General features: G+C 69.9%; 10 protein-coding genes and 1 pseudogene. 7 read left to right on the top strand and 4 right to left on the bottom strand.

Annotation, left to right across the window (positions count from 1 at the left end; translation table 11 throughout):
- Nucleotides 1-65: 65 nt before the first annotated feature.
- Entirely contained in the window at nt 66-1,319 is a 1,254-nt protein-coding gene (locus IQ210_RS14995) for an SLC13 family permease (RefSeq protein WP_228047741.1), read from the top strand.
- A 51-nt stretch (nt 1,320-1,370) separates the two neighbouring features.
- On the opposite strand, the gene IQ210_RS14990 is transcribed toward IQ210_RS14995, so the two are convergent.
- Entirely contained in the window at nt 1,371-3,554 is a 2,184-nt protein-coding gene (locus IQ210_RS14990; protein WP_194079474.1) for an MMPL family transporter, read from the bottom strand.
- Nucleotides 3,555-3,793: 239 nt separating this feature from the next.
- On the opposite strand from IQ210_RS14990, the gene IQ210_RS14985 reads away from it, so the two are divergent.
- Together IQ210_RS14985 and IQ210_RS14980 are read left to right on the top strand one after the other, a co-directional pair.
- The gene (locus IQ210_RS14985) at nt 3,794-4,978 is read left to right on the top strand and encodes a sensor histidine kinase (protein ID WP_194079473.1); all 1,185 of its coding nucleotides are present in this window, start codon (nt 3,794-3,796) and stop codon (nt 4,976-4,978) included.
- On the top strand, nt 4,953-5,624 hold the full coding sequence (locus IQ210_RS14980; RefSeq protein WP_194079472.1) for a response regulator: 672 nt from the start codon (nt 4,953-4,955) through the stop codon (nt 5,622-5,624). The genes IQ210_RS14985 and IQ210_RS14980 overlap by 26 nt, the downstream gene beginning before the upstream one ends.
- A gap of 58 nt (nt 5,625-5,682) precedes the next feature.
- Here IQ210_RS14980 and IQ210_RS14975 read toward each other — a convergent pair whose 3' ends face one another.
- Complete coding sequence (locus IQ210_RS14975; protein WP_194079471.1) at nt 5,683-6,648, bottom strand: glycoside hydrolase family 6 protein; 966 nt, start codon at nt 6,646-6,648, stop codon at nt 5,683-5,685.
- 203 nt (nt 6,649-6,851) lie between these two features.
- On the opposite strand from IQ210_RS14975, the gene IQ210_RS14970 reads away from it, so the two are divergent.
- Complete coding sequence (locus IQ210_RS14970) at nt 6,852-7,865, top strand: LacI family DNA-binding transcriptional regulator (protein WP_194079470.1); 1,014 nt, start codon at nt 6,852-6,854, stop codon at nt 7,863-7,865.
- 88 nt (nt 7,866-7,953) lie between these two features.
- On the opposite strand, the pseudogene IQ210_RS14965 reads toward IQ210_RS14970, so the two are convergent.
- A pseudogene (locus IQ210_RS14965) lies at nt 7,954-8,382 on the bottom strand (non-reducing end alpha-L-arabinofuranosidase family hydrolase); the annotation flags it as partial.
- Nucleotides 8,383-8,506: 124 nt separating this feature from the next.
- Here IQ210_RS14965 and IQ210_RS48235 point away from each other — a divergent pair.
- Together IQ210_RS48235 and IQ210_RS48230 are read left to right on the top strand one after the other, a co-directional pair.
- Nucleotides 8,507-8,953 carry a hypothetical protein gene (locus IQ210_RS48235; protein WP_322656371.1) on the top strand — a complete coding sequence of 149 codons (447 nt, stop codon included), beginning with the start codon at nt 8,507-8,509 and terminating at the stop codon, nt 8,951-8,953.
- A gap of 15 nt (nt 8,954-8,968) precedes the next feature.
- Complete coding sequence (locus IQ210_RS48230) at nt 8,969-9,595, top strand: RNA-guided endonuclease InsQ/TnpB family protein (RefSeq protein ID WP_322656370.1); 627 nt, start codon at nt 8,969-8,971, stop codon at nt 9,593-9,595.
- Between the two features lie 79 nt (nt 9,596-9,674).
- On the opposite strand, the gene IQ210_RS14955 is transcribed toward IQ210_RS48230, so the two are convergent.
- The gene (locus IQ210_RS14955) at nt 9,675-11,300 is read right to left on the bottom strand and encodes a glycoside hydrolase family 43 protein (protein ID WP_194079469.1); all 1,626 of its coding nucleotides are present in this window, start codon (nt 11,298-11,300) and stop codon (nt 9,675-9,677) included.
- Nucleotides 11,301-11,598: 298 nt separating this feature from the next.
- Between IQ210_RS14955 and IQ210_RS14950 the strand changes: the two genes are divergently transcribed.
- Nucleotides 11,599-13,245, top strand: a complete 1,647-nt coding sequence (locus IQ210_RS14950; protein ID WP_194079468.1) for a glycoside hydrolase family 27 protein — start codon at nt 11,599-11,601, stop codon at nt 13,243-13,245.
- Nucleotides 13,246-13,258: the final 13 nt, after the last annotated feature.

Genomic DNA, 13,258 nt, shown 5'->3' with positions numbered 1-13,258 from the left:
CCGCACCGCGCTACCCTCGCGCCCTCGGGGCGCGCCCTCCCGTCCCCACCGCACCAAGGACAAAGATGTCTGTTGAAGTGATCTCCATAGGCGCCCTGTTGGTGATGTTCGTGGTCGGCACCGTGCTGCCGATCAACCTGGGCATCCTCGCCTTCGTCGCCACCTTCGCGGTCGGGACCGCCTCGCTCGGCCTCACCGAGGACGAGATCTTCGAGGGGTTCCCGGCGAAGCTCTTCGTCACCATCGTCGGCGTCACCTATCTGTTCTCCGTCGCCCGCCGCAACGGCACCATCGACTGGCTCGTCGCCGCCGGGGTCAGGCTGGTGCGCGGCAAGGTCGAGCTCATCCCCTGGGTGCTGTTCCTGGTGGCCGCCCTGCTGACGGCGTTCGGTACGTTCACCCCGGCCGCGGTCGCGATCCTGGCGCCGATCGGCATGAACTTCGCCTACCGCTACAAGCTCAACCCGTTGGTCGTCGGCATGATGGTGATCAGCGGCGGGCACGCGGGGGCGTTCTCCCCGTTGGCCGTCTCCGGTGCGCTGGTGCTCGGCCTCGTCGACAAGACCGATGTGCACGTCTCGGCGGTGGCGCTGTTCAGCGCCAGCTTCGTGATCAACCTGGTGCTCGCGGTCCTCACCTATGTCCTGCTCGCCAAGCGTCCCGCTCCGCTGGCCGAGGGCACCGCGCAGACAGCCGACGACGAGGACCTCGCCGTCTCCGGCCGGCCCGACTGGCGGCAGTGGCTCACCCTCGCCTCTCTGCTGGCCCTAGTCGTCGGCGCGCTCGGCTTCCACCTGGAGATCGGCTTCCTCGCGCTGGCGGCGGGCGCTCTGCTGGCGCTGGTGGACATGAAGCGGCAGGAGAAGGCCGTGGACGGCGTCACCTGGTCCACCCTGCTGCTGGTCGCGGGCATGATGACCTACATCGCGATGCTGGAGAAGGCCGGCATCATCGAGGAGATCTCCGAGCACGCCGCCGACTTGGGCGCCCCGGTCGTCGTCGCCCTGCTGTTGTGCTTCACGGTGGCCATCACCTCCGCCTTCGCCTCCTCCACGGCGATCCTCACCGCGATCATCCCGCTCGCCGTACCCCTGCTGCTGTCCAGTCATCTCAGTGCCGCGGGACTGATCGCCGCGCTCGCCGTCTCCACGACGATCGTCGACACCTCTCCCTTCTCGACCAACGGAGCGCTGGTCCTCAGCAACGCCCGCGGGGTGGACGCCCGTCGCTTCTACCGCCAGGTCATCGGGTACACGAGCGGCATCGTCGCCCTCGGCCCCGTCATCGCCTGGGGTGCGCTGGTCCTGCCCTGGTCGTAGCCCGAAGGGCGCCGTGCCGGACCGCACGGCGCCCTCCGCCCGGACCATCGGTCAGCTGTGCTCAGGGCGTTCGATGGACACCTTGGGCAGCCTGCGGGCCAGCGGTGCGGGCAGCCACCAGGCCCACTTGCCGAGCATCTGCATGACGGCGGGGACGATGAGGCACCGGATGACGACGGCGTCGAGCAGGATGGCGACCGCCAGGCCGAGCCCGAACTGCTGGAGCATGCGGTCGGAGCTGAGGACGAACGCCCCGAAGACGAACATCATGATGGCCGCGGCGGCGGTGATGACCTTGCCGGTGGACGCCAGCCCCTCGCGCACGGACTGCGAGTGGTCCTGGGTGCGTGACCATTCCTCGTGGATGCGGGAGATGAGAAAGACCTCGTAGTCCATGGAGAGCCCGAAGACGATCGCGAAGATCAGCGCCGGGATGAAGGCTTCGACGGGGCCGGGCTGTGCGCCGAACCAGCCGTGCTGGAAGACCAGGGTGATCACGCCCAGCGCGGCGGAGATGGACAGCAGGTTCAGGACGGCTGCCTTGACCGGGATCCAGACCGACCGGAAGACCAGCAGGAGCAGCAGCGAGGACACGCCGACGACGACGGCGACGAACAACGGCAGCCGGGCGGCGAGTGTCTCGGAGACGTCCTGGGAGGCGGCCGTCGCACCGCCCACCAATACCTCGGCGCCGGTGGCCTGTTCCAGGGACGGCGTCACGTCGTCGCGCAGGTGGTGGACGAGGTCCACGGTCCCCTCGTCCTGGGGCGAGGTCGCCGGGTAGACGAAGACGGTGGACAGGGCACCGTCCTCGGAGGGCATCGCCGGGCCGGCCGCGGCGACGCCGTCGGTGGTTGCGAGCCGTTCCTGGACCGTCTTGCCGGCTTCCTCGTCGCCCTTCACCAGCACGATGAGTGGCCCGTTGAAGCCGGGGCCGAAGCCCTCGGCGAGCAGGTCGTACGCGTGGCGGGACGTCGTCTCGGCGGGATCGTTGCCGGAGTCGGCGAAGCCCAGGCGCATGCCCAGCGCCGGTGCCGACAGGGCCAGCAGCGCGAACACGCCGACCAGCAGGGTCGGCAGGGGACGTCGCTGCACGGCACGGGCCATGGCACGCCAGCCGTCGCCCTCCGACGTGCCCTTCTTCGTCGCCTTGGCCTGCTGCTTGCGCACATGGCGCTGGATGCGCCCGCCGAACAGGGCCAGCAGCGCGGGCAGCAGCACCAGGGAGGCGGCCATGGTGATCAGAACGGTGATGGCCACCGCGAGCGCGATGCCTTGCAGCGAGCCCAGCCCGAGGGCGACCAGGCCCAGGAGGGCGACGATGACCGTGCAGCCGGCGAAGAAGACCGTGCGTCCGGCGGAGTCGAGGGCCTTGCGGCCGGCCTCCGCGGGCCGCGCCCCGGCCAGGAGTTCATGACGGTAGCGGTAGAAGATCAACAGGGCGTAGTCGACGCCGACCCCGAGGCCGACGAGCATCAGGATGGGTGGGGTGAAGTCGGCGACCGTGAAGACGTGCGAGGCCAGGGCGATCAGGCCTATGGCGCCGCCCACGGCGAACAGTGCCGTGATCAGCGGCAAGGAGGCCGCCAGCAGCGAACCGAACAGCAGCACCAGGATGACCAACGCGGCCACGATCCCGGCGAGTTCGGCGGTCGGCCCCTCCTTGTCCTCGGCATTGCGTGCGGCCTCGCCGCCCACCTCGACCTGGAGCTGCTCGGTGGCGATGCTCCGTGCCGTGTCGATGATCCTGGCGACGTCCTCTTTGGGGACGTCTTCCGTCTTGCCGTCCAGCGTGACGGACGCGTAGGCGATCGTGCCGTCCTCGGACACCGCCGAGGCATCGTCGAAGGGGCTGCGCACGTCGGCGACCCCGGCCATGTGCCTCACCTCGGCCAGCATCGGCTCGACCGTGTCCGCGGCGCTCCTCACACCGGCGGTGTCCTTGAAGACGATCTCGACGCTGTCGCCCGCCTGGTCACTGCCGTGCTGCTTGAACAGGTCGGTGGCCGCCTGGGAATCGGTGCCCGGCAACGAGAAGTCGTTCCGGTACGCGGTGCCGGCCGCGGAGGCGCCCAGCGTGATGGCGGCCACCACCGCCACCCAGAGCGCAAGGGCGGCCCAGCGATGACGCTGCGCCCAGCCGGCCAGCGCACCGAACCGTCCGTCGGGCGCGGGCGAGCCGTCCTGCGGCGGGGGCAGGGCGAGGGATGCGGCGGAGCCGCGGGGGGAGGACACGATGCCTACCTCGGATTCGAGTGAGCGTTGCCTGGAGTCCCCGAGCCTGCCCGCGCACCCCGGCCGCGGACGTCGGCCCACGGCTGACACCCGGCGTGCACCGGCGGCAGGAGGCGAGCCCGGCGCCGTACACCAGCGGATGTACGCCCGCGCCGCCACGTACATCTCCAGCACGCACCCTCGGAACAAACACGCACATAAGGTCCTGGGTGCCGCCGAGCCCCAGGCAGAATGAGGCAATGCCGCGTCTCGACGTCACCCGTTTCCGCCTGCCCGGAGGGCCGCGGGTCGACATGGCGCTCGCCGGGGTCGTCCTCGTCCTGGGAGGAGTGGCCGAGGGGCAGCGCCTGGGCCCCGACTGGCGCGCCACGCCATCCGTGGTCGTCTCCTGGCTGCTCGTGATGGCGGTGTGCGGGACGCTGTTGCTGCGCCGCCGCCACCCCGTACCGGTGGGCTGGTTCACGGTGCTCGGCACGGGCACCTACTACCTGCTGAGCACGGTCGACGCGCCGCTGGTCGTGGTCCCGATCGTCGTCCTGCACGCGCTGGCGGCCCAGGGACGCATCCAGGAGTCCATCGCCATGGCGACGGTGATGGTCCTCGGCGTGGGCGCGGGCGCCCTGGTCGGCACCGGCGACGTCACCGGCACGGCCGTGTTCATGCTGACCGGCTGGCTGGTCGCGGTGGTGGCCCTGGGCGCGATGCGCCACGGCCGGGTCGCCTACGCGGAGGAGGAGGCCAGACTGCGCGCCGCGCAGGAGCGGCTGCGCATCGCCCGCGAACTCCACGACGTGATCGGCCACAACATGTCGATGATCCATGTGCAGGCGTCCGCCGCCCTGCACCGGCTGAAGAAGGACCCCGCCCAGGCGGAGGACGCGCTGGCCGCGATCAAGCAGGGCAGCAAGGAGGGCCTGCGGGAACTGCGCGCCACCCTCGGCGTGCTGCGCCAGGTCGACGAGGCAGCCGAGGAGGCCCCCACCGCTCCCCCGCCCGGGCTGTCCAGGATCGACGAGCTGGTCGCCTCGGCGGCCCGTGCGGGTCTCGACGTACGCGTCGAGCCGAGCGGAAACGGCGCACCGCTGCCGGCGGCGGTGGACCTCGCCGCCTACCGCATCGTCCAGGAGTCACTGACCAACGCCGTCAGGCACAGCGGTGCCCGGCAGGTCGTCGTCCGGATCCGCCGCGGCCGGCGGGAACTGACGCTCAGCGTCCAGGACGACGGCCACGGTGCGGCGCGGTCCGGGCACAGCGGCGGCAGCGGGATCGCGGGCATGGCGGAACGGGCGCGTGCGCTGGGGGGAACGCTGAGCGCCGAGCCCGGCAGCGCGGGCGGATTCGTCGTCCGGGCCCGGCTACCGTTCACCGACCACCACGAGCCGATCGGCGGAGCAGCTGATGATCCGGATTCTGCTGGCGGATGACCAGCGCCTGGTGCGCGCGGGAATCCGCGGCATCCTCGACGACGAGGACGACCTGCACGTGGTCGCCGAGGCCGCCGACGGGCACGCCGCCCTCGCCGCGTGCCGGGAACTCCGGCCCGACGTGGTGCTGATGGACATCCGCATGCCCGGCATGGACGGCCTCGAAGCCGCCCGCCGCATCGCCGGCGACGAGCGACTGGCGGCGGTCAAGGTGGTCATGCTGACGACGTTCGACCTCGACGAGTACGTGTACGGGGCTCTGCGCACCGGAGCCTCGGGCTTCCTCGTCAAGGACACCGAACCCGCCGAACTCCTGCACGCGGTGCGCGTCGCGGCGCGCGGCGACGCGCTCATCAGCCCCTCCGTCACCCGGCGGCTGATCGCCGAGTTCGCCGACCGCCCGGACCACACCCGCGAGCCCGACCGCCGCCTCGACGCCCTCACCACCCGCGAACGCGAAGTCATGCGGCTGATCGCCGCCGGCTGCACCAACGACGAGATCGCGACGCGCCTCGTGGTCTCCCCCTTGACGGCGAAGACCCACGTCAGCCGCATCATGGCCAAACTCGGCGCCCGGGACCGGTCCCAGGTCGTCGTCATGGCCTACGAGTACCGCATGGTCAGCCCCGGTTGGCTCACGGACTGAACCCTTGGGAGCCGGCGCAGCGAACGACGTGCGTGGCGCGGCCCCGGCTCCCTGGGGATCAGTAGCCGTAGATCATCTTGTAGGCCGCCTCGGGGAGGAAGTCTCCGGCCCTGGAGCCGGCACCGATCCCGCAGTTGCCGTCCGACTCCCCCGGCGTCTTGATCCACAGCAGCATCTCGGCCCCTCCGCCCATCCGGGTGGGCGTGCCGATGCGGCGGCCGGAGGGGTTGCACCACTGGCCGTTGGAGCCGTTGCCGTTGCGGCTGGTGTCCACGACGAAGGGCTTGGTGTAGCCGTAGCGTGCGCTGAGTTCACGGTTGACGGCGTCGCCGAAGGCGGTGTTCTCGGCGGTCGTGAAGTAGTTGGAGACGTTGAGCGAGAAGCCGTGGGCCTGGCGGACGCCGGCCTCGTGGAGGCGGCGGGCCATCGTCGCCGCGTTCGTCCAGGCGGGGTTGCCGGCGTCCATGTAGACCCAGGTGTTGGGGGCCTGGCGGCTGAACTCGCCGAGGGCGCCGGTGAGCATGGCCTCGCGTTCGTCGATCTGGGCCTGGTTCATGCAGCCGTAGTCCCCGAGGGAGTCCGGTTCCAGGATGACGACGGCCGGGCGGCTCCCGATGCCGCCGGCGAACTGGGCGATCCAGCTCGCGTAGGCGGACGGTGAGGAGGCGCCGCCGGCGGAGTGGCCGCCGCAGTAGTCGCGGTTGTAGACGTTGTAGGCGACGAGGATGGGCAGCTTGTCGGCCTGGTCCGCGGCTCCGACGTAGGCCCCGGTGGCGGTTCCGATGGTGCCGCTCCAGGAGCCGAACCAGCGGGCCATCGGGGTGTTGGCGATGGCGGAGTTGATCGCGGGGGCCCGGCCGTCGCCGAGGTTGGCGGCCACCCATCGCTTCGCCGTGGAATTGGGGTCCACGTAGAACCCGCTCGTCATGGTGGTGGGGTCGGCCGCCTGAGCGGACGGTGCGGCGGCGAGCGCCAGCGGCAGGGCGCAGAGCGCTGCCGCCAGGGTGCGGAGTCTGCGGCTCATCACAGGACCTCGGTTTCCTGGCAGGGAATGTCGGAGGTTGGGAGCGCTCCCACTGGAAGCGGTCCCAATCGTGGAGTCAGCTGGTTCAACTGTCAATGGCTGATGCAGAGTTAGACCACCCAGAGCCCTGCGGCGGCAGATACTGGAAGCGCTACCAGTACCCCGGGGCTGCGCGCTCCCCGCCTGTGACAGACTCCCGCTCCATGGCAGAAGATCCGCCGCGCAGACAGCCGACGCTCGACGAGGTGGCCGAACACGCCGGCGTCTCCCGCTCCGTGGCCTCCCGCGCCCTCAACAACGCCCCGCACGTCAGCCGCGCCAAACGCGAGGCCGTCCAGCGGGCCGTCCGGCAGCTCGGTTACGTCCCCAACCCGACCGCCCGCGCCCTGGCCACGCGGCAGACGGGAGCGGCCGCCCTGGTCGTCTCGGGAGAGGATCCCTCGATCTTCGCCGACCCCTTCTTCGCCCAGGTCATCGTCGGGGCCACGGCCGCCCTGGAAGACGCGGACCTGCATCTGATGCTGTGCCTGGCCGCTTCCGACCGGGGGCGCAAGCGGGTGGCCGAACTGCTGCGGTCCAGGGGCGCCGACGGCGTCATGCTGATGGCACTGCGCGAGGACGATCCGCTGCTCCCCCTGGCCGAGGAGACGCGGATGCCCGTCGTGTTCGGCGGGCGCCCGGTCGGCGCGACTCCGCGGTGGTACGTCGATGTCGACAACGTCGGCGGGGCACGCGAGGCGACCGAGCACCTGGTCGCACGCGGCCGGACCCGGGTGGCCGCGCTGTGCGGGCGGCTGGACACCGAGGCCGGTCGCGCCCGGTACCGCGGCTACCGGGACGCCCTGCTCGCGGCCGGCCTCGATCCGTTCCCGCCGCAGGAGGGCGACTTCACCGAGCCCAGCGGAGCCGCCGCCATGGCCGCGCTGCTGGCGAACCACCCTGACGTGGACGGTGTGTTCGCCGCCAACGACAACATGGCGGCGGGGGCGCTGCGCACGCTGCGGAAGGCGGGGCGGCTGGTTCCCGACGACGTCGCCGTGGTCGGCTTCGACGACCTGGCCGTCGCGCAGATCGCCGACCCGCCGCTCACCACCGTCCACCAGCCCATCCAGGCGCTGGGGCGGGAGATGGCGCGCATGCTGGTCTCGCTCGTCAACGGCCAGGAACCCACGCCGCTGATCCTGCCGACCCACCTGGTGGTCCGCTCCAGCGCCTGACCCCTGTGCGGGGCGTCAGCAGGTCGAGTTGGTCTGGGTCAGCAGGCCGAGCCGCCACGGCAGGAGGTTGTAGTCACCGCCGGCGTCGGCTCGCTTCGAACAGGGCGTACTTGTTGGCGTCCTGGGCCGCGATGACCGTGTTGGTAAAGCCCTTCGGGAACTGGCCGACGGTCGTCTGCGAGCGGTACAGGTGGCCGTTGTCGTCGGAGGAGAACAGGTAGCAGTTGGCGCTGTCGCAGATCACCCACATGTCGACCCAGTAGCCACCGCCGATGTTCTGCCGGATGATGTCCGGCATCGACGCGTAGACGTTGCGCGGTGCGCTCCACCCGTTCGGGTTGCTGATGTCGGGGTTGGTGGAGTACGAGGCGTAGCCGGTCTGGTAGACGAGGTACCACAGGCGTTGGGGCGCGTAGTAGAAGACCTGCGGGGCCGCCCGGTAACCGGAGCCCATGGCGGTGCGGTCCAGGTAGCGGTGCGTGGCCGAACCCGCCTGCGACCAGTCGGAGAAGTTCAGCGTGTTCTTGTGAGGAACCCCGGGCGTTCACGCCGGGAGGAATCGCATCTGAAGATGGCGGTACGGAGCACTGCGGATTCGGGCCGGGGCAGGAACGAGGCGAGGTCCCTCGTTCGGGTGAGGCATGGGGAACGTGTGGTGGCTGGTCGTACGGGTGTGTACGTTCACGTTCATGAAACTGGTGGTGCGGGTCAAACTGCTGCCGACGCCCGAGCAGGCGGCGGCACTTGAGGCAACCCTGCACGCTTGCAACGAGGCGGCCACCTGGGTCGCCGACGTCGCCTTCGAGGCGAAGGCCATGAAGCCTCTGGACCTGCGCAAGCACACCTACCAGCAGATCAAGACCCGGTGGCAGCTGGGGGCGCAGGCCGCCCAGCACGCGATCAAGAAGACCTGCGACGCCTACACCACGCTGCGCGCCAACCTCCGTAACGGCAACTACGGAAAGCCCGGCTTCACACGGTACGAGAAGGCGGCGGGCAAGCCGGTTGCCTTCCGCCCGGATGCCGCCCAGCCGTATGACGACCGGATGCTGTCCTGGCAGCACGAGCAGCGCACGGTGTCGATCTGAACGACCAGCGGGCGGATGAAACATGTCGCCTTCACCGGCGAGGCGGAGCAACTGGCGACCGTGGCCGAGCACCGGCAGGGCGAGTCAGATCTGCTGTGCCAGGGCGGGCAGTGGTACCTGCTGGTCACCTGCGAGATCGCGGAGGCGGAGCCGAATGTGCATCCGGTGGGCTTCGTCGGGGTGGACCTGGGGATCGTGAACATCGCCACCACCTCCACTGGCACGCGGCACAGCGGACGCCGTATCAATCGGACCCGGGAACAGGACCGGAAACTCCGTGCCAAGCTGCAGAAGAAAAACACCAAGTCCGCCAAGCGGAGGGCGAAGAAACACGCGGGCAAGGAGGCCCGCCGCGCCCGGGACATCAACCACAAAATTAGCAAATGCATCGTGGCGGAGGCTCAACGCACCGCTCGTGGCATCACCCTGGAAGACCTGGGCGGCATCCGCAGCCGGGAATGCTCTCGCTGCCACCACATGGAGACAGCCAACCGGCCCTCCCAGGCCACTTTCACCTGCCGGTCGTGCGGCTTCGCTGAGCACGCCGACCACAACGCGTCCCACAACATCAGCCACCGCGGCTGGTGGACATGGGTCCGCGGGGCTGAGTCACAAGCCCCTGCCCTCACCCTCATCGCCTGACAGCAGACGACGAGAGCGAGAGCTGGACGCAGCCGGGACACCGAAACCATCGGTGAACCCGAGCCGCAAGCCCGGGACTTCAGCCCCGGGTAGTTGACGGCGTGGACAGGTCGAACCGGGTGACGCGGACGGCGCCGCCCAGTGCCTGCGTGGCGTGGTTGAAGAGGGCGAATCGGTAGCCCATGAAGAACCGCCAGTCGTTGCCCATCGAGAAGGCGGGGCCGAGGCGGGTGAAGGTGGTGCCGTCGGTGCTGTAGGAGAAGGTGCCGGGGCGTGCCGAGCCGGGGCGGATGTCCGCATTCGCGCGCAGCCACACGCGGTTGCCCTGGACGGGCGCACTGGCGGCCTCGGTTCCGGTGCCGGTGGTGTTCCAGTTGCCGTCCATGGTCAGCCCGTTGACCATCACCAGGCGCGTGGTGCCGCCGTCGCGCTTGAGGCCGATCCAGGCGGAGGAGTCACGCAGCAGCGCGAGTCCGGCGCGGTCGCCGTCCCGCATCGCGGAGTGGTCGAGGAGGACCGTGGCGGTGGAGGTGGGGCCCTGGATGCGGTGGGTGAGGGTGTTGCGGGCCCAGTAGAGGTCGTTGGTGACGGTCGCGGTGCGCAGGGTCAGGCCGTTGTCGACCGCCCACTTGGTGTTGTCCGGGTTGTGGTTCCACTCCCATCTCGGTTTGAGGGTCGTGCCGTCGAAGATGTCCACGCCGGTCATGGGGGTGACTTGGCGAGGCGGCGTGGGGACGGCCGGGCTCGGGTACGAGGTGCCCCATGCGCCGCTCACGAGTTGGACGATGGGCCAGCCGTCCGAGGTCCAGGTGACGGGCGCCAGGGCGGGCACCCGTCCGCCGGGGTAGGCGTCGACGAAGGCCAGGTAGTACCAGGCCCCGCTCTGCGTCTGTACCAGTCCGCCCTGGTGCGGGACCCCGCCGCCGGGGATCGGCCCGGGCAGGTTCAGCAGGACCTGCCGCATGGTGTACGGGCCGAAGGGGCCGGCCGAGGACTTGAGGATGTACTGGCCGTTGGCGGGGCGGGTCAGGAAGATGTAGTACTGCCCGTTGATCTTGTAGAAGCGGGAGCCTTCCAGGGTGCCGACGCTCGACGGTGTCGTGAAGACCTGCTGGGTACGGACCTGGGTGCGGCCGTCGGGCGAGAGCTGGGCCACGCTGATGGTCGTGTTGCCGTAGGCCACGTAGAGGGTGTCGTCAGTGTCGACGAGCAGCCCCGCGTCGTAGTAGGGCGTGCTGATCGTCGTCAGCCTGCTCCATGGCCCTTCGGCGGCGGTGGCGGTGTAGACGTACGTCCGGGCGAAGTCGATCTGACCCAGCCAGTAGAAGGTCCTGTTGCTCGGCCGGTAGGCCAGTGACGACGCCCAGATGCCGCGGACGTAGCCGCGCGCCCCGTTCAGGTCGTACTTGGCGCCGAAGTCGAGCGTGGGTACCGAGTGACCGGCGATCTCCCAGTTCACCAGGTCGTACGAGCGCAGGACGGGTGCGCCCGGTGAGTAGTGCATCGTCGAGGCGGAGGCGTAGTAGGTGTCGCCGACGCGGATGACGTCGATGTCGGCGAAGTCCTGCCAGATCACCGGGTTGGTGAAAGTCGCCGCCTGGGCGAAGGCCTGGGCCGTGGGGAGGAGGGCGCCCGCGGCGAGGCCGGTGGCGGCCGCCAGCGCGCGACGGCGGGAAAGCTCTTGATGCGTCCATGACATCTCCATGTGGGGGTGTTCTCCTCGCACTTCGTTCAGAGGGAGCGGCTCACGCCATTCGGAATGTCGAACACAGATCGGCGAGTCGAGCAACCTGGATGATAGAAGGCCGGTGATAGACGTCAAGACTTCACGCACGATCGCAAGTCTTGTCGAAACATTCGCACACTTCGAGCTGCACTTCTCGCAGGTCAACCATCAGATGTGCCAGAGGTGTTGACATGTTCGCGTACCTCTCTAACATCCCTGACACCGTGAGTTTCCGAACGAGGCTCGAAATTTCGAACCTCCTCCCAAGGAGCCCCTGGTGCCCAGACGCTCACGCGGACGACTGCTCCGCCTCCTCGCAGCCGCCGCCCTGACCATCACCGCGTCCGTGACGGCCTCCGCCCACTCCCCCGCCTCGGCCGCGCCGGGCAGCCCCGCCCTCACGCCGCCCCTCGGATGGAACAGCTGGAACAGCTTCGGGTGCGGCATCACCGAGACCCAGGTCCGCCAGGCCGCCGACGCGATGGTGTCCTCGGGCATGCGGGACGCCGGCTACCGCTACGTGGTGGTCGACGACTGCTGGTTCGACCCGCAGCGCGACGCGGCAGGCAACCTGCGGGCCAACCCGACCAAGTTCCCCAGCGGCATGAAGGCCCTCGGGGACTACATCCACAGCAAGGGCCTGAAGTTCGGCATCTACCAGGTGCCCGGCGAGCGCACCTGCGCGCAGGGCACCGGCGCCTATCCCGGGTCGACGGGCAGCAAGGGCCACGAGACCCAGGACGCTGCCACGTTCGCCTCGTGGGGCGTCGACTACCTGAAGTACGACTGGTGTTCCTCCAGCGGCACCCGTGACGAGCAGGTCGCACGCTTCACGATCATGCGCGACGCCCTGCGCGCCACCGGACGCCCGATCGTCTACAGCATCAACCCCAACAGCTTCCACGCCATCACCGGGGACAAGTACAACTGGGGCGAGGTCGCCGACCTGTGGCGGACGACCGAGGACCTGCTCGACATCTGGCAGAACGGCAACACCAACAGCTACCCGATGGGCGTCGGCAACGTCCTCGACGTCACCGCACCGCTGGCCGCGCAGTCCGGCCCGGGCCACTGGAACGACCCCGACATGCTCGTCGTCGGCCGCCCCGGCCTGTCGCTGACCGAGTCCCGCTCCCACTTCGCCCTGTGGGCCCTCATGAGCGCCCCGCTCATGGCGGGCAACGACATCCGCACCATGTCCGCCGACGTCAGCGCCATCCTGCGCAACCCGCGCCTGCTGGCGGTGAACCAGGACACGCTCGGCGCGGGCGGACGCCGGGTGCGCGACGACGGCGCCACCGAGGTCTTCGCCAAGCCCCTCGCCGACGGCTCGGTCGCCGTGGGCCTGTTCAACCGCGGCGACAGCACCGCGACCATCAGCACGACGCCCGCCCAAGTCGGCCTGTCCGGCGGTCCGTTCACCCTCACCGACCTGTGGACCGGAGGCACGTCCAGCACCTCCGGCCAGATCTCGGCAAGCGTCCCCGCGCACGGTGTCGCCGTGTACCGGGTGACCGGCAGCACCCCGCTGACCGCCACCACCTCACGCCTGCGAGGCACCGCCTCCGGCCGCTGCGTGGACGTCGACAACGCCTCCACCGCCGCCGGCGCCACGGCGCTCCTCTGGGACTGCCACACCGCCGCCAACCAGCTGTGGACCACCTGGGCCGGCGGCGAGATCCGCGTCTACGGCGACAAGTGCCTCGACGCCTACAACCAGGGCACCACCAACGGAACCCGCGTCATCACCTGGCCCTGCAACGGCCAGAACAACCAGAAATGGACCATCGGCTCCGACGGAACGATCCGCAACGCCCAGTCCGGACTGTGCCTCGACGCCAACGGAGCCGCCACCGCCAACGGGACCCCGCTGGTCCTGTGGACCTGCAACGGCCAGGCCAACCAGAAGTGGTCCCGCACATGAGGGACTCAGCCCA

The sequence above is a fragment of the Streptomyces justiciae genome (genome assembly GCF_015163075.1).
In the GTDB taxonomy this organism is placed as follows: Bacteria; Actinomycetota; Actinomycetes; order Streptomycetales; family Streptomycetaceae; genus Streptomyces; species Streptomyces justiciae.
The sequence above is the reverse complement of the archived record's forward strand: the minus strand, read 5'-3'. Positions and strand labels throughout refer to the sequence as shown.

Coding starts and splice junctions, on each gene's coding strand:
- IQ210_RS14995 (WP_228047741.1), top strand. CDS start 66: ATGTCTGTTGAAGTGATCTCCATAGGCGCCCTGTTGGTGATGTTCGTG.
- IQ210_RS14985 (WP_194079473.1), top strand. CDS start 3,794: ATGCCGCGTCTCGACGTCACCCGTTTCCGCCTGCCCGGAGGGCCGCGG.
- IQ210_RS14980 (WP_194079472.1), top strand. CDS start 4,953: ATGATCCGGATTCTGCTGGCGGATGACCAGCGCCTGGTGCGCGCGGGA.
- IQ210_RS14975 (WP_194079471.1), bottom strand. CDS start 6,648: ATGAGCCGCAGACTCCGCACCCTGGCGGCAGCGCTCTGCGCCCTGCCG.
- IQ210_RS14970 (WP_194079470.1), top strand. CDS start 6,852: ATGGCAGAAGATCCGCCGCGCAGACAGCCGACGCTCGACGAGGTGGCC.
- IQ210_RS48235 (WP_322656371.1), top strand. CDS start 8,507: ATGGGGAACGTGTGGTGGCTGGTCGTACGGGTGTGTACGTTCACGTTC.
- IQ210_RS48230 (WP_322656370.1), top strand. CDS start 8,969: ATGAAACATGTCGCCTTCACCGGCGAGGCGGAGCAACTGGCGACCGTG.
- IQ210_RS14955 (WP_194079469.1), bottom strand. CDS start 11,300: ATGGAGATGTCATGGACGCATCAAGAGCTTTCCCGCCGTCGCGCGCTG.